We start from the raw sequence: 18,961 nt of genomic DNA, 5'->3' as shown, positions 1-18,961 counted from the left end.
CCTCAATGAAGAGGTTGGGCATGTTTGCCCTCGCCGCGGTGATGACCGTCGGCTCACTCGCCGGATGTCGCGGCGCGGACAGCACGCAGGACAAGGGTTCGTCGGGCGCCAAGTCGGACGTCGGGATCACCAAGGAGCCCTGTCCGAAGTCCGAGCACAAGGACCGGGGCTGCATCTACCTCGGCATCATCTCCGACCTGACCGTCGGGCCCTTCCACGTCCTCGCCGTGCCGATCACCGACGCGCAGAAGGCGTTCTGGAAGCGGGTCAACGCGCAGGGCGGCATCGGCGGCTACGACGTCGACGCGGAGACCTACGTCCGCGACAACAAGTACAACCCGCAGACGCACAACGAGGCCTACCAGGAGATGAAGGGCAAGGTCCTGGCCCTGGCGCAGAGCCTCGGCTCGCCGACCACGGCGGCGATCCTGCCCGACATGAAGGCCAACAACATCATCGCCGCCCCCGCGGCGTGGACGTCGGCCTACGCGTTCGAGGACAACATCCTCGAGTCCGGCGCCAACTACTGCATCGAGTCGATGAACGCCGTCGACTACGCCAAGGAGAAGTTCGCGCCGAAGACCGTCATGGCGGTGCACCTCGCCGGCGACTACGGCGACGACGCCGCGGCCGGGGCGAAGATCGCCGCGGAGAAGCTCGGCATGACGTTCATCAACGTGAAGACCGACTCCGGCACCGACAAGCAGGCCGGCGCGGTCACCGCGATCGTCACACAGAAGCCCGACCTGGTCATCCTGACCACCGGCCCGGCGGACGCGGCCGCGATCGTCGGCGGCGCCGCCCAGCGCGGCTTCACCGGCAAGTTCATCGGCACCAGCCCGTCCTGGAACCAGGGCCTGCTCGCCACCGCCGCGGCACCCGCGCTGAAGGCGCTCTACCTGCAGTCCTCGCCGTGGAAGTCGTGGGCGTCGGACACCCCCGGGCACAAGGCGATGCGCGAGGCGCTGCCGGGTGTCACGCCGAACGACGGCTACACGTCCGGCTGGGTCTGGTCGTACCCGATGCTCGCCGCGCTGAAGAAGGCCCAGGCCGACGGTGACCTGACGCGGGCCGGCCTGCTCAAGGCCGCCAAGTCGCTCGCCAAGGTCGACTACGAGGGCATGCTGCCCGACGGCGCCGGCAACTACGCCGGCGGCGCGGACGGCATCTTCCGCCAGTCGCTCATCTACAACCCGACCGTCGGCGCGGGCGGCCCCAACGAGATCAAGCTGGAGAAGGACTACTTCACCGGCTCCGTCGCCAAGGACTACAAGCTCGACAAGCCCTGCTACGAGAAGCTCTAGGCACGACGACGACCCGTTCGGCCGGCTCGGCCGAACGGGTCGTTTTTCGTATTACTTCGTCCCTTCCGGACTGTTTTACGGTGAGTTCCGGCGGTGTTCGTCGGCAACGCGACAGTTCCTCACGTCATTCCCCCTGGTTAGGCTGGCGCAATTTCATGCGGGACTCCCGCCTCTCTGCACCGCCCAATGAGAGGACGGTTCATGTCGATGCGTCGACGTACCGTGCGCGCTCTGCTCGCCGCCATCCTTACGGCCGGCGTGGTCGTGCCCCTGAGCGGTCCGCCGTCGGCGACCGCCGCGATGCTCCCGCCCGACTTCCAGGAGCAGACCGTCTTCAGCGGCCTGACCAACCCGACGAACATCGAGTTCTCGCCCGACGGCCGGGTGTTCGTCGCCGAGAAGAGCGGTGTGATCAAGGTCTACGACAGCCTGTCGGACCCCACCCCGGACGTCTTCGCCGACCTGCGCACCAACGTCCACGACCAGTGGGACCGCGGCCTGCTGGGCCTCGCGCTCGCGCCCGGCTTCCCGACGAACCCGTGGGTCTACGTCCTGTACACCTACGACGCGTTGCCGGGCGGCTCCGCGCCGAAGTGGAACGACGTCTGCCCCAATGCCAACGACGGCAACTGCGTCGTCACCGGCCGGCTGTCGAAGCTGCAGGCCAGCGGCAACCACATGACCGGCACCGAGCAGGTGCTGATCACCGACTGGTGCCAGCAGTACCCCAGCCACTCCATCGGCGACCTGCACTTCGGCGCCGACGGCGCGCTGTACGCCTCCTCCGGTGACGGCGCCAGCTTCAGCGCCACCGACTACGGCCAGTTCGGCAACCCCGCCAACCCGTGCGGCGACCCGCCGTCGGCGGCCGGCACGGCGCTGAGCACGCCCACCGCCGAGGGCGGCGCGCTGCGCTCCCAGGACATCCGCACCACCGCCGACCCGACCGGGCTCAACGGCACCGTCATCCGGATCGACCCGGTGACCGGCGCGGCGCTGCCGACGAACCCCAACTTCGGCTCCGCCGACGCCAACGCCCGGCGGATCGTCGCCTACGGCATGCGCAACCCGTTCCGCTTCACCATGAAGCCCGGCACCAACGAGGTGTGGAGCGGCGAGGTCGGCTGGAACACGTACGAGGAGATCAACCGGATCGCGAACCCGGTCGCCAGCACGATCGGCAACTACGGCTGGCCGTGCATCGAGGGCCCGAACCCGCAGGGCGGCTACGACGGCGCCAACCTCAACCTCTGCGAGCCGATGTACGGCGCGAACCCGGCCGTGCCGAACGTCCAGCCGTACTACGCCTGGAACCACAGCTCGAGGGTCGTCGCCGGCGAGTCCTGCCCCAGCGGCGGCTCGTCGTCCTCCGGTGTGGCGTTCTACCCGGACAGCGGCCCCTACCCGGCCGCCTACCGCGGCGCGCTGTTCTTCTCCGACTACAGCCGCGACTGCATCTGGGCCATGATGCCCGCCACCGCCGGTGGGCTGCCGTCGACGTCGAACATCATCACGTTCGCCGCCGGCGCCGCGAACCCCGTCGACCTCGCCATCGGCCCCGGCAACGAGCTGTACTACGTCGATCTCAACGGCGGCACGGTGCGCCGGATCCGGCACTACAACGGCAACAAGCCGCCCGTCGCGTCGATCACCACGAACCGGACCTCCGGCGGCACGCCCCTCGCCGTGACCTTCGACGGCTCGACGTCGTCGGACGCCGACCCCGCCGACCAGGGCCTGCTGAAGTACAAGTGGGACTTCACCGACGACGGCGTCTACGACACGCCGGACCAACCGGCCAGCGTCACCGCCAGTTACACGTACACCACGCCGGGGACCTACACGGCGAGGCTGCGGGTCACGGACACCCTCGGCGCCACCAACGACAAGACGGTGACGATCACCGCCGGCAACGACGCGCCGACCGCGATCATCGACACGCCCGCGTCCTCGCTCACCTGGGCGGTCGGCAACCAGATCAGCTTCACCGGCCACGCGACCGACCCGCAGCAGGGCACCCTGCCCGCGTCGGCGCTCAACTGGGCGATCGTGCTGCACCACTGCTCCTCGCCCGGCGTGTGCCACGAGCACCCGATGCAGACGCTCACCGGCGTCGCCGGCGGGACGCTCAGCGCGCCCGACCACGAGTACCCGTCGTATCTGGAGTTCCGGATGACGGCGACCGACGCGGGCGGGCTCACCAGCACCACCACCGTCAACGTGCAGCCGAAGACGGTCGACCTGACGTTCGTGAGCAACCCCGCCGGGCTCAACCTGACGGTCGGCGCGACGAGTCAGCAGGCACCGTTCACCCGCACCGTCATCCAGGGCTCGACCAACACGGTCAGCGCGCCGACGCCGCAGCTGTACAACAACGTGCCGCACGCCTTCGGTACGTGGTCCGACGGCGGGGCGCAGACCCACGTCATCACCGCCCCGGCGACCGCCGCCACGTACACCGCCGGCTACGTGTCCTCGTGCAAGGACACCTTCGGCTACGTCTGCTCGGTCGCGCCGCGGGCGTTCGTCCCCGCCGACGGGACCGTCCTGCCGCTGACCGGCGACGACAACATGAGCCAGATCCCACTGCCGTTCGGCTTCAAGTTCTACGGCACGACGTACAACTCGGCGTGGATCGACACCAACGGCCGGATGAGCTTCGCCAACCAGGGCTCCTCGACCACGGCGCACGGCCCGATCCCGTCGACCGCGACGCCGAACTCGTCCATCTACGCCTACTGGACCGACCTCGTCGTGGACGGCTCGGCCAGCGTCAGGACCGCGGTGAGCGGCTCCGCGCCCAACCGGCAGTTCGTGGTCGAGTGGCGCAACGCCTACCAGTACGGCTTCACGTCCCGGCGGATCAACGCCGAGGCGATCCTGTTCGAGAACGGCGACGTCGTCACCAACTACTCCGGCATCGACAACACCGCCGAGGCCGGCGCGTCCTCCACGGTCGGCATCGAGAACGCCGCCGGCACCGTCGGCATCCAGTTCTCCAACAACACCTCGGCGCTGCAGAACGGCATGGGTGTGCTGTTCAAGTCGCCGGGTGGCCCCGCCGACCCGCCGCCGGTCACCGGGACCGTCACCGGCACTGTCACCAACCAGGGCAGCGGCACGCCGGTGGCCGGCGCGACGGTGACGCTCACCCCGGGCGGGGCGACGAAGACCACCGCCGCGAACGGCACCTACACGTTCACGAGCGTGCCGGCCGGCTCGTACACCGTGAACGCCTCCGCCGGGTCCGGCGGGCAGTGCGGCGGTGGTGGGGCCTCGGCCCCGGTGACCGTCGCCGCCGGCACCTCCACCGTCAACCTGGCCCTGACGCAGGGCGCCGACGCGTTCGGCTACACCTGCGCGGACGGGCCCCGGACGTTCATCGACGGCGACACGCCACTGGCGCTCACCGGTGACGACGCGATCGTGCAGCTGACCACGCCGTTCCCCGTCAAGCTGTACGGCACCTCGTACACCTCGGTCTGGGTCGACACGAACGGCAAGGCGAGCTTCGTGAACCCTGGCGCGGCCAGCGCCGACCACACGACCCTGCCCACGACCGTGGCGCCGAACGCCACGGTCTACCCGTTCTGGTCCGACCTCGTCGTGGACGGCCAGTCCAGCGTCCGCACCGCGACGACCGGTGCGGCGCCGAACCGGGCGTACGTCATCGAGTGGCGCAACGTGTTCCTCTACGGCAACACGTCGCGGCGCCTCACCTTCGAGGCGGTCTTCTACGAGAGCGGCGACATCGCGTTCGCGTACAAGGACCTCGACAACGCGTTCGAGCAGGGCAGCAACGCCACCGTCGGGATCGAGAACGCCGCCGGGACCGTTGCCTACCAGTACTCCAACAACCAGCCGGTGCTGGTCAGCGGCAACGGGATCCTGTTCCACCCGCCGGCCTAGCTTTTTCGGCTACCCGCGTTTCAGCTCGGCGGCCACGTGCCGCATGAGGTCCACCGAGGCCTCATGCGGCAGGGCCTTCGCCGCCAGCCTGCGCAGGCCCTCCGCGTGCTGGGCGATCAGCTCCGGCTCCTCGAGCAGCTGGCCGCCCTTGTGCAGCATCCCGTCGTCCGCGCCGAACTCGAGCACCGTGAAGGCGCCCTCCCACCCGATGTGGTGACCGGCGTTGAACGGCACGATGCGGACGTCGGTGTACGACCGCTGCGCGAACTCGACGGCGTGCTCGATCTGGTCGACGAGGATCGCCTCGTCGTCGTGCAGCGGCAGCCGGCGCAGCACCGACTCGTCGATCAGCGCCTGGAACTTCGACGGCTCCTCGCGCTCGAACAGCTCGCTCTGCCGGCGCAGCCGGAACTCGACGCGCTGCTCGTGATCGCCGGCCTTCTGCTCGTCGGTCGTCGCGGTCGCGTACCGCCGGGTCTGCATCAGCTCCGGGAACTGCATCGGCTCGAACGCGCCGACGAACACCGCCTCGGCCTCGAAGCCCACGTAGGTGAGCAGAGGGCCGGGCAGGGTCGCGCGGTACTCGTCCCACCACATCCGCCGTTTCGCCGCCCTGGCCAGCTCCAGCAGGTCGTCGACCAGCTGGGTGTCGTGCAGCCGGTAGTAGGCCAGGAGGCTGCGCAGGTCGCTGACCGAGATGGCGACGGTGCCGTTCTCGATCCGGATCAGCTTCGACAGTGACCACTCCATTTCGGCGGCCACCAGGTCCTGGGTCAGTTCACGCTCCCGCCGGAGCCGTCGCAACTCGGCTCGAAGGCGACGCTTGCCCACGATCGGTCCACTCATGGACTCTTCCCCCAAATCGCGTCCAGATGGCAACGCGGCGTCTCTACCCTCTTTGCGGCAAATGCACCTGGTGATTTCAGCCCGGTGACGTCAGCTCAGGACGTGTGTGGGCGCGGTGGCGATCTGCCCGGTGGGCGGTGCCGGCGCGGCGCCGCTGACGCTGCCGCGCCTGCCGAGGTTGAGTCCGACCAGGATGCCGGCGGCGACCGCGAGCGCGACGACGATGACGCCCGCGGCGATCCACCACGCCGTCGCGCTGCTCGGCGCGGGTTCGGCCGGCAGGCGCGCCGGGACGGCCGGCTGGGGCTGTGCCGTGCGCCGCGGCGCCTGCTCGTCCCGCTCGTCCTCGTCCCGCTCGTCCTGCTCGCCCTGTGCCGGCTTTCGTGTTTCCTGAGTCTTTCGCGCCGGCGGAGGTGGGGGCTCGGCCTCCGCCGGTGCGAACGTGTCCTCGTCCGTGAGCTCGTCGTCCTCGGCCGTCGCCCAGGGGGAGGGGCGGACGGTCCAGCTGGACGCGCGGGCGTAGTAGGCCGGCGCCTCCGCGGGGTGCGCGTCGCCGCCCGGCGGCCGGGGTGGTGACTGGCGGGCGGGCGTCGGCGCCGCCGGCGGAGGGGCCGGCGGGATCTCCGGTGCCGGCCGGTCCGGTGCGGTCGGTGCCCAGGGGGAGGGGGTGACCGGCCTGACCTGCGGCGTTGTCCGTGAGCGTGGCACCTCACGCGGCGGCGGGAAGTAGATCCCGTCCTCCGTGTGGTCGTCGACTCGACGTCTGTGGTGCCGGCCCTCGGTCATCGAGTTCCCTTCTCGTCGGCGAGGCCGCTACGCAGCGCAAAGATGAGGATGCACGCTGCGGTCAACCTAGCACCGGGAACCGTCGATGTGTGACCGTGTGGCTACCCATTGATCAAGGGTGCTTCGCATCATCTGAGGATCGCGCAATTACGACAATTTACTTGAATCTCTCAGATCTGGCGCCACCTGGCCGAATGTCCAGCACGTTCTCGGACGGCTGTCCGTGCTTTCGCCTGTGGGGGCTCCTGTCGATGTCGGTCGATGCGCGGTCGGTGCGGTCGCATCCCGCACTGCGCGGTGCCGTGATCCTCGCGGTCCTGAGCACCGGCTGGCTCGCCGCGCAGTGGCCGCACGTGCTCGTGCACCCCGCGATCGGCTGGATCCCCGTGCCGCTCAGCGCGGGGGTCGCCGCGGCCGTGTGCTTCCGCACCGCACGCCTCGCCGACCCCGCCGGCCGCTTCTGGCGCCACCTCGGCGTCATCATGCTGATCCTGCTCGCCGGCGTCGTCAGCAGCGCCGTGGACAGCCTCGCCGGGCCCGGCGCGCCGACCCAGCGCTCCGGCAGGGTCACGATGGTGCTGTACCTCGGCGCCGTCCTGGTCCTCGTCTGGGCCCTGATCCGCCTGCCGGTCCGCCGCCGCATGATCACCTTCGGCCTCGACCTCGCCGTCGTGGTCTGCGCCGCCAGCCTCATGAGCTGGTTCTACGTCATCCAGCGCTCCATGGAGCTGACCAGGGTCACCGGAACCGCCTGGACCATCTTCGGCATCCTGCTCATGCTGTTCGCGGGCCTGCTCGCCGTCGCCAAGGTCGCCCTCGCCGGCACCGGCGGCATCGACCGCACCGCGCTGTGGGTCCTCGGCGGCACCGTCCTCACCGGCGCCGGCCTCGGCGCGATCGCGCCCCTGCTGGAGTCCCGGCCGTACCTCAACGACTGCCAGCTGTCCATTCCGGTCTGCGCCGCCGGGATCGTCCTCGCCGCCCTCGTCCAGCGGCACGCCACCCCGGCGTCGCCGGCCGCCCCACGCAAGCCGCCCAGGCCGTTCAGCCTGCTGCCGTACCTCGCGGTCATCGTCGCCGACGGTTTCGTCCTCGCCGGGATCGGCCCCGACCGGACCAACACCCGCGTCCTCGTCGGCGGCTCCGTCCTGCTCACCCTCCTCGTCGTCGCCCGGCAGCTCGTCTCCTTCTACGAGAACTCCAGCCTGCTCGCCCGCGTCGACGCCAGCATGCTGGAACTGCGCCGGCACGAGCGCCGCTTCCGCTCCCTCGTGCAGAACTCCAGCGACATCTTCGCCGTCACCGACGCCGGCGGCCGTGTCACGTACGCCAGCCCGAGCCTCACCCGCTTCTACGGCGTGCCCGCCGACCAGTTCATCGGCAGCACCGTCAGCGACCGGATCCACCCGGACGACCTAGCCTCCCTGCGCCGGCAGCCCGCCGTCCCCGGCACCGCCCGCACCGCCCAGCTGCGCATGCGGCACGCCGACGGCAGCTGGCGCTGGTTCGAGGTGGTCACCACCAACCTCCTGCACGACCCGAGCGTCCGCGGCATCGTCAGCAACGCCAGGGACATCACCGAGAGCCGCCGGTATCAGGACCAGCTCGCCTACCAGGCGTCCCACGACGCGCTCACCGGCCTCGCCAACCGCGCCCTCTTCCACACCGGCACCGTCGAGGCCGTCCGCGCCGCTCTGGTCGGTCACGGTGCCGGCCTCGCCCTCGCACTGGTCGACCTCGACGACTTCAAGGCCATCAACGACCGCCTCGGCCACGCCGTCGGCGACGCGCTCCTCGTCGAGGTCAGCGAGCGCCTCCGCGCCAGCGTCCGCCCCGGCGACCTCGTCGCCCGCCTCGGCGGCGACGAGTTCGCCATCCTCCTGCCCTCCAGCACCGCCGCCGAGAGCGCCCGCATCGCGGAGACCTTCATCGACGCGCTCGCCGCCCCCGTCCGCGCGGCCGGCTACGAACTGCTCATCCAGGCCAGCATCGGCGTCGCCCGGCACACCGCCGACTGTGACGCGTCGGACCTCCTGCGCCGCGCCGACATGGCCATGTACGCCGCGAAGGAGCTGGGAAAGAGCCGCTGGGTCGAATACCGCCCGGAACTGGACGCCCACGCCGTCGAACACGCCCAGATCGCCGCCGAGCTCAGCCAGGCCCTCGACCGCGACGAGCTGTACGTCCTCTACCAGCCCATCGTCGGCCTCCCCGACGGCGACGTCCGCGGCGTCGAGGCCCTCGTCCGCTGGCGCCACCCGACCCGCGGCCTCGTCTCACCCGTCACCTTCATCCCGGTCGCCGAACGCACCGGCCTCATCGTCCCCATCGGCGCCTGGGTCCTGCGCCAGGCCTGCGCCCAGGGCGCCCTCTGGGCCGCCTCGCTGGGCGACCGCGCCCCCTGGAAGATCAGCGTCAACGCCTCCGCCCGCCAGCTGCTCGAACCCGCCTTCGTCGCCACCGTCGCCGCCACCCTCGCCGACACCGGCCTCGACCCCGCCCGCCTCACCATCGAAATCACCGAAACCGCCGTCTTCGGCGGCGGCCGCGCCCTGGACACCGTCCGCGCCCTGCACGCCCTCGGCGTGAAGATCGCCCTCGACGACTTCGGCACCGGCCACTCCTCCCTCGGCCTGCTCCGCACCTGCCCCGTCGACGTCCTCAAGGTCGACAAGTCCTTCGTCGACGGCGTCACCGGCACCGTCGAACAGGAGGCCATCGCCACCTCGATCAGCGAGATCGCCCAGGCCCTGCGCCTCGAAGCGGTCGCCGAGGGCGTCGAGACCGCCGCCCAGGCGGCGCGGCTGCTCGAACTCGGCTACCACCTGGCCCAGGGCTTCCACTTCGCCCGCCCGCTCCCCGCGGACGAGATCGCCCCTCTCTGCACCCGCACCGCGGCAGCGGCCTGGGGCGCCTGAGGGGAAGGCACGCTCTCCAGTCCGCTGCCGCTGGCCAGGTTGTGTCAGGCGGTCGCGCCCCACATCGCGGCGAACGCGGCCGCCTCGCCGGCCAGCCAGCGCTCGACCTCGCCCGGCTTGACGGCCGGGTCGGGGCGCAGGACGTCGCCGCGGCGGAGGTCGACGAGGATCGGTGTGGCGTTGGGCAGGACGAGGTCCATGTGGCGGGTCATGAGGTGCAGGGTGGCGACCGCCGCCTCGTCCTGCGGCGGGTCCTCGTCGAAGTGCAGCCGGACCGCCTCGCCGTGACCGTCCGCATACCGCAGGCCGAAGTGCGGGTTGATCTTCACCGGAAGGTTGCCCAGCATGCCGAGGGTGTCGCGGGCCGGGGTGACCTCCACCTGCGACAGGTCGCCGATCGACTCGATGTACCGCAGCGCGCCGGGGACGACCGACTCATACAGCGGGCGCCACCGCGCGTTGACCTGATCGACGACCGCGTTGAGATAGGTGCCGCCGGTCCGGAAGCGGATGTCGGCCTTCAGCGCCTTGACGAGCTGACCGTGCGGGTTGAAGCCGGAGCCCGACTCACGCTGGCGGCGCAGGCCGCCCACGAAGCTCGCCTTGCGCGGGCCGGTGCGGCCGACATAGCGCGTGAAACTCAACAGGGTCGCGTACGGAACGGACCCCGGGGTGACGGTGGACACGGTCACTTGCGCTCTCCTCCCAGCCAACGAAAGTTGCCCAAGAACCCCAGCTCAAGAGTAGCTTTCGTACACACATTCTAATCGATCGGCGCCACATTTCCCAGTCTCGGGAGACTGTCTGTGAAACACACCAGTTAAGTAGGTAAGGTGACCGCATGACGACGTACCACTGGTTCCTCCCGACGACCGGCGACGGCGATCAGGTCGGCGCGGCCACCGTCTCCGCCGGAGCGGCCGCACATGTCCGGACGCCCACCGTCGCCTATCTGTCGGAGGTCGCCCGCGCCGCCGAGGAGGCGGGGTTCGCGTCGGTACTGACACCGGTCGGCGCCGGATGCCTTGACCCGCTCGTCATGTGCACGGCGATCGCCCAGCACACGACGACGCTGCGGATGCTCGTCGCGTTCCGGGCCGGGTTCACCCTGCCGACGCTCCTCGCCCAGCAGGTGGAGGCCTTCCAGTGGATCTCCGGCGGCCGTCTCGCCCTCAACGTCGTCACGGGGGGTGACCAGCAGGAGCAGCGCGCCTACGGTGACTTCGTCGACCACGACGGCCGCTACGCCCGCACCGCCGAATATCTCCAGGTGCTCCGCAACACGTGGAAGGGTGAGCGGTTCGACTTCCACGGCGACTACTACCACATCGAATGCGGCGGCCTCGGTACGCCACTCGCCGACGTCCCACCGATCTACTTCGGCGGTGCGTCACCAGCGGCCGAAGCAGTGGCCGCCCAGCACGCCGACGTCTACCTCATGTGGGGCGAGCCGCCGACCGCGATCGCCGAGCGGGTCGCGCGGATGCGCGCCAAGGCCGCGGCACACGGCCGGACGCTCCGCTTCGGGCTGCGCGTCCACGTCATCGTCCGCGACGACGCCGACCAGGCCTGGGCGGAGGCCGACCGTCTGCTGCGTGGCATGGACCCGGCCAGGATCACGGCGGCGCAGGCGCGGTTCGCCAGGATGGACTCCGTCGGCCAGGCGAGGATGACGGCCCTCAACGCCGGCACACCCGACGGCCTGGTCATCGCCCCCAACCTCTGGGCAGGCGTCGGCCTGGTCCGCGAGGGCGCCGGCACCGCGCTGGTCGGCAGCCCCGAGGAGATCCGGCAACGCCTCGCCGAATACGAGGGCGTCGACGAGTTCATCCTCTCCGGCTGGCCCCACCTCGAGGAGGCCCACCGCGTCGGCGCCGCCCTCCTCGGCAAGAGCTCGGATCTGACCCCGGCCCTGACCTGACCCATCCGCCGAACGAGCCGGCAGCCTGACGCCGCGCCGCGCCGCGCCGCGCCGCGACACAGACCGTCGGCGCTGCCGCTGGTCCTCGAGTCGTCCATGTCCCGAGCGCGGGCGAGACCGGAACGACCAGGTCCGCGACGGTGACGCCCCGGCGCCGGCCGCCGCGCAGATCTACGCGGCCGCCGCCTCCTGCCGTCGTCACGGTCCAGGCGCTCGACGGTGGCTGGGCGGTGGGGGGTCAGCCGATCAGGTCCGAGACCGGGCCCAGCATGAGCCGCGTGCCGAAGGCGAGGGACGCCAGCGAGACGATGACGAAGAACGCGACGAAGACGATCGCCGGCACGCGCGTCAGCCGGCCGATCTGGTCGGCGTCGGAGTTGGCCGCCTGGCGGCGGAAGCGGGACTGCTGCAGCTCGAACACGGCCCTGACCCCGCCGAGCAGCATGAACCACGAGAACGCGTAGGCGAACGCGCCCTGCACCTGGGGCGAGCCGAACCATGAGACGCCGAAGATGATGGCGCCGGCGACGACGACAGAGACCACGCCGTAGACATTGCGGATCATGATGAGCATCGCGGCGAGCAGGATCAGCAGCAGCCAGAGCAGGACCGTGATGCGGCCCGCGCCGAGGATCGCCGCGGCGCCGAGCCCGAGCAGCGACGGCGTGATGTACCCGGCGAGACCGGTCACCACCATGCCGATGCCCTTGGGCCGGCCCTTCGACAGCGTCAGCCCCGACGTGTCGGAGTGCAGGCGGATGCCCGAGAGCCGCCGCCCGCTCAGGACCGCGGCCAGGGCGTGCCCGCCCTCGTGCGCGATGGTGACGAAGTTGCGCATGACCCGCCAGGCGGGCCGCAACAGGACGGCCAGCAGCGCCACGACGGCGGTGGCGATGACGACCTCGCGCGGGGGCGCGGGCAACCGGCTGAATGCGTCGCTCCACACATCGAACACGAATGCAGAGCCTGCCACCTGACGTGTTGAATGAACAGCGTGGAGATCAGGCGCTTTGTCGACACCGACTGGCACGGCGAGCAGGCGGGGCTGTGGGACACCTGGCACGAGGTCGTCACCGCCGGTGAGAGCTATGACAACGACCCGGCCTCCACCGAGCAGGACGCCCGCGCGCACTGGCTGCTCCCGCCGCCCTTCGAGGTCTGGGTGGCGGCCGAGGACGGCGACGTGCTCGGCACCTACAAGGTCGGCCCCAACAAGGGGCGCCTCGGCGACCACGTGGCGAACGCCAGCTTCATGGTGTCGTCCCGTGCGCGCGGCCGTGGCCTGGGCCGCACCCTCGGCGAGCACTGCCTGGACCGGGCCCGTGAGCTCGGCTACACCGCGATGCAGTTCAACGCGGTCGTCTCGACCAACACGGTCGCCCTGCGGCTGTGGCGCTCGCTCGGCTTCATCATCGTCGGCACGATCCCGGACGGCTTCCGCAGCACGAAGCACGGGTTGGTCGACTTCCATATCATGTATCGGCAGCTGTAACGGTCTACGACGCCGAAAAGGTCCCCCACATGGGGAGTAATGCCTGGTAACGGTTGTGACCTTCATCCTGCGTTCTGTACGAATACCCCGATGCGTACTCCCCCCGAAGCGCGCGACGACACCGACGACGGCCTCCGATCGCTCAGCGAGGATCTCACCGGCTACCGCATCGGTGACGCCTATCAGCTGATCGAACCGATCGGCGGCGGTGGCACCGGCACCGTGTGGCGTGCCCGTGCGCTGCAGGGCGACGACGAGGTCGCCGTCAAACTGCTGCGCGAAGACCTCATGGCGGAGCCGAAGGCGGTCAACCGCTTCGTGCAGGAACGCGCGATCCTGCTCATGCTGCGCCACCCGCACATCGTGCGGGTCCGTGACCTGGTCACCGTCGGCACGTCGCTCGGCCTCGTCATGGACCTCGTCGCCGGCGGCAGCCTCCGCGACCACCTGCACGAGCACGGCACCCTGGCGCCCGCCGCGGCCGCGACGCTGCTCGCCCAGGTCGCCGACGCCCTGTCGGCGGCGCACCGGCGCGGCATCGTGCACCGCGACCTGAAGCCCGACAACATCCTGCTCGACTGTGAGGGCGACGAGCCGCACACCCGGCTCACCGACTTCGGGATCGCGCGTGTGCTGGACACGCCGAGCATGACGACGCCGGGCGCGCTCGTCGGCACCGCCAACTACATCGCGCCGGAGGCCGTCTACGGCGGGCGGCCCGCACCCTCCGCCGACGTCTACGCCCTCGGCGTGGTGCTCTTCGAGCTCGTCACCGGACGGCCGCCCTACGCGGGCGGCCCGGCGTGGGCGATCCTGCGCCGGCACGTCGACGAGTCGCCGCAGCCGGTGGACGGGATGCCTGAGGCCGTCTGGCGGGTCGTGGAGGCCTGCATGGAGAAGCGACCGGGCCGCCGCCCGACGGCGAAGGAACTGGCGCACACGCTGCGCGTGGTGGCGAAGCGCACCGAGGGCGACCCGCCGCTGCCGCCTCAACCCGTGCTCCATGAGCTGCCCTCCTTCGACCCGCCGGTGCCGAAGCCCCGACCGCCGACATCATCGCGCTCACGTATGACACTTCTCGCCGTCGTGCTCGCGTTGACGGCAGTCGCCGCGGTCCCCGCGTGGAGGCTCGTGCGGCGGCCGGCCACCGGGACCGCGGTCCAGCGGCCGGTCACGCCACCGGCGAGCGCCGGCGGACAGGCCGCGCAGCCGCAACCGGGCACCGTGTCGCCGGGGCCGAGCGGTAGTCGTACACCGGGCGGCGCGAGACTCGGAGCGGGTGCGGCGACGCGTTCGGCCGGTCCTGTCGAGGCGATCGTGTGGAGCGGCTGGCAGTGCGCCGACGCATACACCTGGGACCTCGGCCATCCGGTCCTGGCGCAGCCGTGCCATCAGACCAGCTCCGTCGCCATCCGCATGACCGGGCACACGCAGGCGCTCCCGGCGATCCAGGTCGACATCTCGATCTCGCTCCAGGACGCCGACACCAAACGGGTCGTCGACGGCCCGCACACGTGCAAGGAGCTGATGTTCAGCGACTTCGCCCCGGAGCACGAGTGCGGCCCGTTCGAGGTCACCCCGTCGCGCGGTCACCGCTACGTCGTAGTGCAGAAATGGGTCTACACGAGCCGGGCGATCCTGCCCGGGGGAGAGGTCAGCGGGATCGCGTTCGACTGGTAGGAAAAGCCGCTGGAACTGTCGTACCCATGTGGTGGGGTGTCGGCATGATAGCCACCGAGCCCCCGGGCCTCGACCAACTTCTCACCGATCACCGGGCGGACATCGCCGCACTCGCCCGCCAGCTGCGGGACGTCATCGTCGGCGCCCGGCCCGAGTTGACCGAGCGTCTCTACAAGGGCTGGCACGGGCTGAGCTTCCACCATCCCGAGCGCGGCCACGTCGCCGCGATCTTCCCCGGCGCCGATTCGGTGTCGGTCGGCTTCGAGCACGGCGCGGACCTGCCCGACCCGCACGGCCTGCTGCGCGGCACCGGCAAGCGGCTGCGCTATCTGCACTTCGCGCCGGGCATGCCCGAGCCGACCCACGAGCACCTGGTCGAGTATCTGGACCTGGCGATTCCCTAGCCGAGCGCCACCGGCAGACCGTCGGACCGCATCGCACGGCCGTCCTCGGTGACGACCGCGCACTCATGGCCGGGCAGCTGGGCCAGCCAGTCGATGCCCGCCTCGCCCATCGCCAGGGCCGCCGTGGCGTAGGCGTCCGCCGTGCCGAGCTCCGGCCCGACGACGGTCACCGAGCGCAGGGCGGACGCGGGCTCACCGGTGAAGGGATCGAAGACGTGCAGACCACGCTCATAGGTGCCAGACGTCGCCACCGCCATGTCGGTCACCTCCAGGACCCACGCCAGCGACAGCGCCTCCCACGGATGGCGCACGCCGACCCGCCACGCCGAGCGTCCGGGCGCCGCGCCGCGGACGAAGATGTCACCGCCGGCGTTCAGGCAGTGGTGGGAGGAGCCGAGCAACCGCAGCCGGTCGCAGGCGCGCTGCACCGCCCACCCCTTGACGTAGCCCGACGGGTCGAGCCGGCCGCCGGCCATGATGTCGAAGTAGCCCCGCGTCTCGTCCCAGAGCTGCGCGCACCGGTCGAGGACCTCGCCGACGAGCGGCGAGCAGTCCTCCCGCCGCAGTTCGCCGCGGCCGAGCCGGCTGATCTCACTGTCGGTCTTGTAGGTGCTGAAGATCGTGTCGACCTGCCGCAGCCAGGCGAAGACCTCGTCGGCGAGGCGTTCGAGCTCCGGCACCGGCAGCGCATCGGCGAGGTCGAGGCTGACGGCCATGCCCATCACGTGCTCGACGCGCACCAGCACGGGTCACGCCTGAAACGCGCGGTCGATCGCCGACTGCAGCGACAGCTTGTAGCCCGAGCTGGTGTAGGTGGCGCCGGAGACCGTGTCGATGTTCGCGCTCTGCGACGACAGGGCCTGCGACCTGAGCTTCGGCAGGGCGCTGTTGTTGATCTGCACCGACCGGGAGTGGTCGCTCGGCGAGTCCAGCACCTTGATGTCGGTGATCTTGCCGCCGGAGACGACGATCGACAGCTCGACCGAGCCGTATTCGACATAGATGCTGTTGCCGCCGAAGGTGCCGTCCTTCATCGTCGTGCGCGGCGGCTTCGGCGCGGCCGTGGTCGGCTTCGGCGCGGTCGTCGTCTTCGTGCCACCGCCGGCGGGCGGTGCGGCCGCGGTGGTGGTCGTGGTGGTCGCCCCGCCGTTGCCGGGCGGCATCGACGCCGGGGGAGCGGCACCGCCCGAAGGTGGTGGCACAGAGCCGCTCGGCACGGGCCCGGTCGCGCCGGCTGCCTGCGGGTTCAGAGGGCGGTCGGTGGGGCTGCTGAAGCCGGCCTTGGCACCCACCAGCAGGACGGTGCCCGCCGCGGTGCCCATCAGGGCGATCATCGCGCGTCTCACGAAGGACCAACTCTCATGAACAGGGGAGCACAGCTGTCAGAACTCGAAGGGGTCGAGGTGGATCTGCCGCCGCGGCACCCGAAGCCGCCGCAGCACCTGCAGCGACTGCGTGACGAGACCGTCCGGGCCGCACAGGTAGATGTCGCGTTCGGTGATGTCGGGCACCAGCTCACGCATGCCCGGCGGGGTGAAGAGGCGCCGCGGGCCGGGGTCGCGCCGGTCGCCGACGACGAACCACAGCGTGGCGTGCCGCAGGTCGGCGATGTGTTCCAGCTCGTCGCGCAGGTGCAGGTCGTGCACGGCCGACGCCCGGTAGATCACGATGGCGCCCGGCGGCAGCTCCTCCAGCAGCGCCCGGATCGGCCCGATGCCGCTGCCGGCCGCGATGAGCACCGTCCGCGACTTGACCCGCCGGCTCGCCGTGAAGTCGCCCCACGGGCCCTCGACGAAGATCCGCACACCCGGGCGCAGGTCGCGCATCGCCATCGTGTGGCTGCCGACGGTCTTCACGGTGAGCCGCAGCCAGCGCCCGTTCGGCGCGGCGGACAGCGAGAAGGGATGCGCCTGCCACCACAGCCCCCGCGACAGGAAACGCCACCTGAAGAACTGCCCGGCCTGCGCGTCCAGATCGTGCAGCCGGTTGCCGGTGATGTAGATCGACACCATGTCGGGGCCCTCGGCGACGACGTCCGCCACCTCCAGCCGGTGCCGCAGGTTCAGCGTCAGCGGCGCCACGATCCGGCCCCAGACCACCGCGACGATCATGACGCCGTAGAAGACCATCCACAGCGTCCGCCCGAGACCCGGCCTGAAGAGCTCCTGCCCGTTGGAGAACTGGTGGGCGAAGCCGAGCAGCAGCGCCAGGTAGGCGGTCAGGTGCAGGAAGTACCACAGCTCGTAGGGCAGGGCCCGCCGCAGCCCGCGGATGCTCAGCAGGCCGATGCACACCAGCATGCCGGCCGCGAGGAAGGCGGTGACCATGTCCTCGTACTCGGTCAGGATCGTGCCGAGCTCGCTGACGAAGCCGACCCGGTCCGCGTAGGCGTAGCCGACAGTGATCAGCGACGCGTGCGCGAGGATCATGACCAGCACCGACCCGCCGAGCTCGCGGTGCCACAGGCCGAGGTGCCGGGCGCCGATCCAGCGCTCGAGCATCACCAGCCGGCTCATCAGGATCACCTGCACCAGCAGCAGGTAGCCGGCGATCAGGCCGGTGACCCGGCCCGCCGACTGGAAGAGCTCGGCGGTGGTGTCGATCGAGCCCGGCTTCGTCCCGAGCCACCACGGCAGCAGCGCGAGCGCGAGCCCGCCCCAGAACAGGGTGCGCAGCAGGAACCGTCCGGCACTGTTGTGCTCGACGGGGCGTGCCGCGGGGGCCGCCAGGCTGCCCGCCTGACGCTGTTGCCGGGGGACGGTCATGGTTGATCTTGTCTCATGTGGTTCCACTGCCATTGGTCGTATCAGAAGCCGCTGGCCAACGGCCATGGGCTTAAGCCGGACTTCAACCTGCGCACAAGATGCTCGCACGTGCATGTGGCAGGCGTGCACCTGGAAGGCGCGCCCCTAGAATGGCGCGATGCAGCGGTTCTGGCGAATCGCCCTGATCGTCCTCGCGGTGGTGGCCGCGATCGGCGCGACAGGGCTCGGCGTGGCCTACTCGCTCGGTGTCTTCACCGAAGCGGGCCGTTTCCAGGCCGCCCCTGACTGCGCCGTGCTCGACGCGTCGTCGGTCGCTGCTGTGGTGCCAGCGGCGAAGGTCGAATCCGACGGCGGCAACTGCACGGCCGGCGACGGGCAGACACAGCTCAACGTCGGCTTCACGGTCGTGCAGAAGAAGGGCACCGTCGGTGGTCCGGAGCTCGCGTCCCGCTACCTGGACGTGGTCGGCGGCACCGACACCGAACGCCTCGACGGCGTCGGCGACCAGGCGATCCGCCAGCGGGTCCGCGCGATCGGCCAGCCGCAGATCATCACGATGCGGGTCAGCAACCTGATCGTCGTGCTGTCGGTGGCCAACCTGGGCGGCGGCGAGCTCCCCGCCTCGGCGGACACGGGCCTGGTCGGCGTCGCCAGGTCCCTGGCCACCAACCTGAGCCGCTGACCACGACGGCCCGGTCGCGATCTCCGGGCCGGGTCCAACCGGTGGGGCGGGCCTGGGGCAGAGCAACCACCGCCCCCGGTCGCCCGGACTGTGGTACTCCTCGGTCCATGCATCGACACTGGCCTATTTTCCATGATCCGGAAGGCTTTGTGTCGTCATAGCGCAATGCCGGTGAGTTAAGGATTTGCGTCGAGGGTTGTCGATGCCGCGTGGCGGCTTGCGCAGCAACGAAGCTCCCGTTACACATGCTGTCG

15 protein-coding genes are annotated in these 18,961 nt (G+C 70.6%); 8 read left to right on the top strand and 7 right to left on the bottom strand.

Going from position 1 to position 18,961, the window contains the following annotated elements:
- The first annotated feature begins 5 nt into the window (after positions 1-5).
- Both ABZS58_RS22250 and ABZS58_RS22245 read left to right on the top strand, forming a co-directional pair.
- On the top strand, positions 6-1,304 hold the full coding sequence (locus tag ABZS58_RS22250; protein WP_354784296.1) for an ABC transporter substrate-binding protein: 1,299 nt from the start codon (positions 6-8) through the stop codon (positions 1,302-1,304).
- Positions 1,305-1,511: 207 nt separating this feature from the next.
- A complete protein-coding gene (locus ABZS58_RS22245) occupies positions 1,512-5,213 on the top strand; it encodes a PQQ-dependent sugar dehydrogenase (RefSeq protein ID WP_354784294.1) in 3,702 nt (1,233 codons plus the stop codon).
- 9 nt (positions 5,214-5,222) lie between these two features.
- Here ABZS58_RS22245 and ABZS58_RS22240 read toward each other — a convergent pair whose 3' ends face one another.
- Positions 5,223-6,059, bottom strand: coding sequence for a DUF5753 domain-containing protein (locus ABZS58_RS22240; protein WP_354784292.1), 837 nt, complete (start codon positions 6,057-6,059; stop codon positions 5,223-5,225).
- Between the two features lie 90 nt (positions 6,060-6,149).
- Complete coding sequence (locus ABZS58_RS22235; RefSeq protein ID WP_354784291.1) at positions 6,150-6,845, bottom strand: hypothetical protein; 696 nt, start codon at positions 6,843-6,845, stop codon at positions 6,150-6,152.
- Between the two features lie 251 nt (positions 6,846-7,096).
- On the opposite strand from ABZS58_RS22235, the gene ABZS58_RS22230 reads away from it, so the two are divergent.
- Entirely contained in the window at positions 7,097-9,763 is a 2,667-nt protein-coding gene (locus tag ABZS58_RS22230; protein WP_354784289.1) for an EAL domain-containing protein, read from the top strand.
- 44 nt (positions 9,764-9,807) lie between these two features.
- On the opposite strand, the gene ABZS58_RS22225 is transcribed toward ABZS58_RS22230, so the two are convergent.
- Positions 9,808-10,455: a hypothetical protein gene (locus tag ABZS58_RS22225; protein ID WP_354784287.1), complete on the bottom strand. Its 648-nt coding sequence runs from the start codon at positions 10,453-10,455 to the stop codon at positions 9,808-9,810.
- A gap of 149 nt (positions 10,456-10,604) precedes the next feature.
- Here ABZS58_RS22225 and ABZS58_RS22220 point away from each other — a divergent pair, with 149 nt between their 5' ends.
- Complete coding sequence (locus tag ABZS58_RS22220; protein WP_354784285.1) at positions 10,605-11,684, top strand: LLM class flavin-dependent oxidoreductase; 1,080 nt, start codon at positions 10,605-10,607, stop codon at positions 11,682-11,684.
- Between the two features lie 238 nt (positions 11,685-11,922).
- Here the strand turns inward: ABZS58_RS22220 and ABZS58_RS22215 are convergent, their stop codons facing one another.
- Complete coding sequence (locus ABZS58_RS22215; RefSeq protein ID WP_354784283.1) at positions 11,923-12,639, bottom strand: M50 family metallopeptidase; 717 nt, start codon at positions 12,637-12,639, stop codon at positions 11,923-11,925.
- Between the two features lie 39 nt (positions 12,640-12,678).
- Between ABZS58_RS22215 and ABZS58_RS22210 the strand changes: the two genes are divergently transcribed.
- The 3 genes from ABZS58_RS22210 to ABZS58_RS22200 all read left to right on the top strand — a co-directional run bounded on the left by ABZS58_RS22210 (position 12,679) and on the right by ABZS58_RS22200 (position 15,260).
- Positions 12,679-13,176: a GNAT family N-acetyltransferase gene (locus tag ABZS58_RS22210; protein WP_354784281.1), complete on the top strand. Its 498-nt coding sequence runs from the start codon at positions 12,679-12,681 to the stop codon at positions 13,174-13,176.
- 90 nt (positions 13,177-13,266) lie between these two features.
- Complete coding sequence (locus tag ABZS58_RS22205) at positions 13,267-14,856, top strand: serine/threonine-protein kinase (RefSeq protein ID WP_354784279.1); 1,590 nt, start codon at positions 13,267-13,269, stop codon at positions 14,854-14,856.
- Between the two features lie 44 nt (positions 14,857-14,900).
- Positions 14,901-15,260 carry a DUF1801 domain-containing protein gene (locus ABZS58_RS22200; RefSeq protein ID WP_354784278.1) on the top strand — a complete coding sequence of 120 codons (360 nt, stop codon included), beginning with the start codon at positions 14,901-14,903 and terminating at the stop codon, positions 15,258-15,260.
- Here ABZS58_RS22200 and ABZS58_RS22195 read toward each other — a convergent pair.
- Genes ABZS58_RS22195 through ABZS58_RS22185 form a run of 3 tightly spaced genes read right to left on the bottom strand, consistent with a single transcriptional unit; the run spans position 15,257 to position 18,025 of the window.
- A complete protein-coding gene (locus ABZS58_RS22195; RefSeq protein ID WP_354784524.1) occupies positions 15,257-15,982 on the bottom strand; it encodes an FAD:protein FMN transferase in 726 nt (241 codons plus the stop codon). The genes ABZS58_RS22200 and ABZS58_RS22195 overlap by 4 nt on opposite strands.
- Positions 15,983-16,009: 27 nt before the next feature.
- Entirely contained in the window at positions 16,010-16,606 is a 597-nt protein-coding gene (locus ABZS58_RS22190; RefSeq protein WP_354784276.1) for an FMN-binding protein, read from the bottom strand.
- Between the two features lie 36 nt (positions 16,607-16,642).
- Complete coding sequence (locus tag ABZS58_RS22185; protein ID WP_354784274.1) at positions 16,643-18,025, bottom strand: ferredoxin reductase family protein; 1,383 nt, start codon at positions 18,023-18,025, stop codon at positions 16,643-16,645.
- A gap of 157 nt (positions 18,026-18,182) precedes the next feature.
- Here ABZS58_RS22185 and ABZS58_RS22180 point away from each other — a divergent pair, with 157 nt between their 5' ends.
- Positions 18,183-18,707: a hypothetical protein gene (locus ABZS58_RS22180; protein WP_354784272.1), complete on the top strand. Its 525-nt coding sequence runs from the start codon at positions 18,183-18,185 to the stop codon at positions 18,705-18,707.
- Positions 18,708-18,961 lie beyond the last annotated feature (254 nt).

This window comes from Dactylosporangium sp. NPDC005555, from assembly GCF_040605635.1.
Classification (GTDB): domain Bacteria; phylum Actinomycetota; class Actinomycetes; order Mycobacteriales; family Micromonosporaceae; genus Dactylosporangium.
This window is presented reverse-complemented; position numbering and strand designations above follow the sequence as displayed.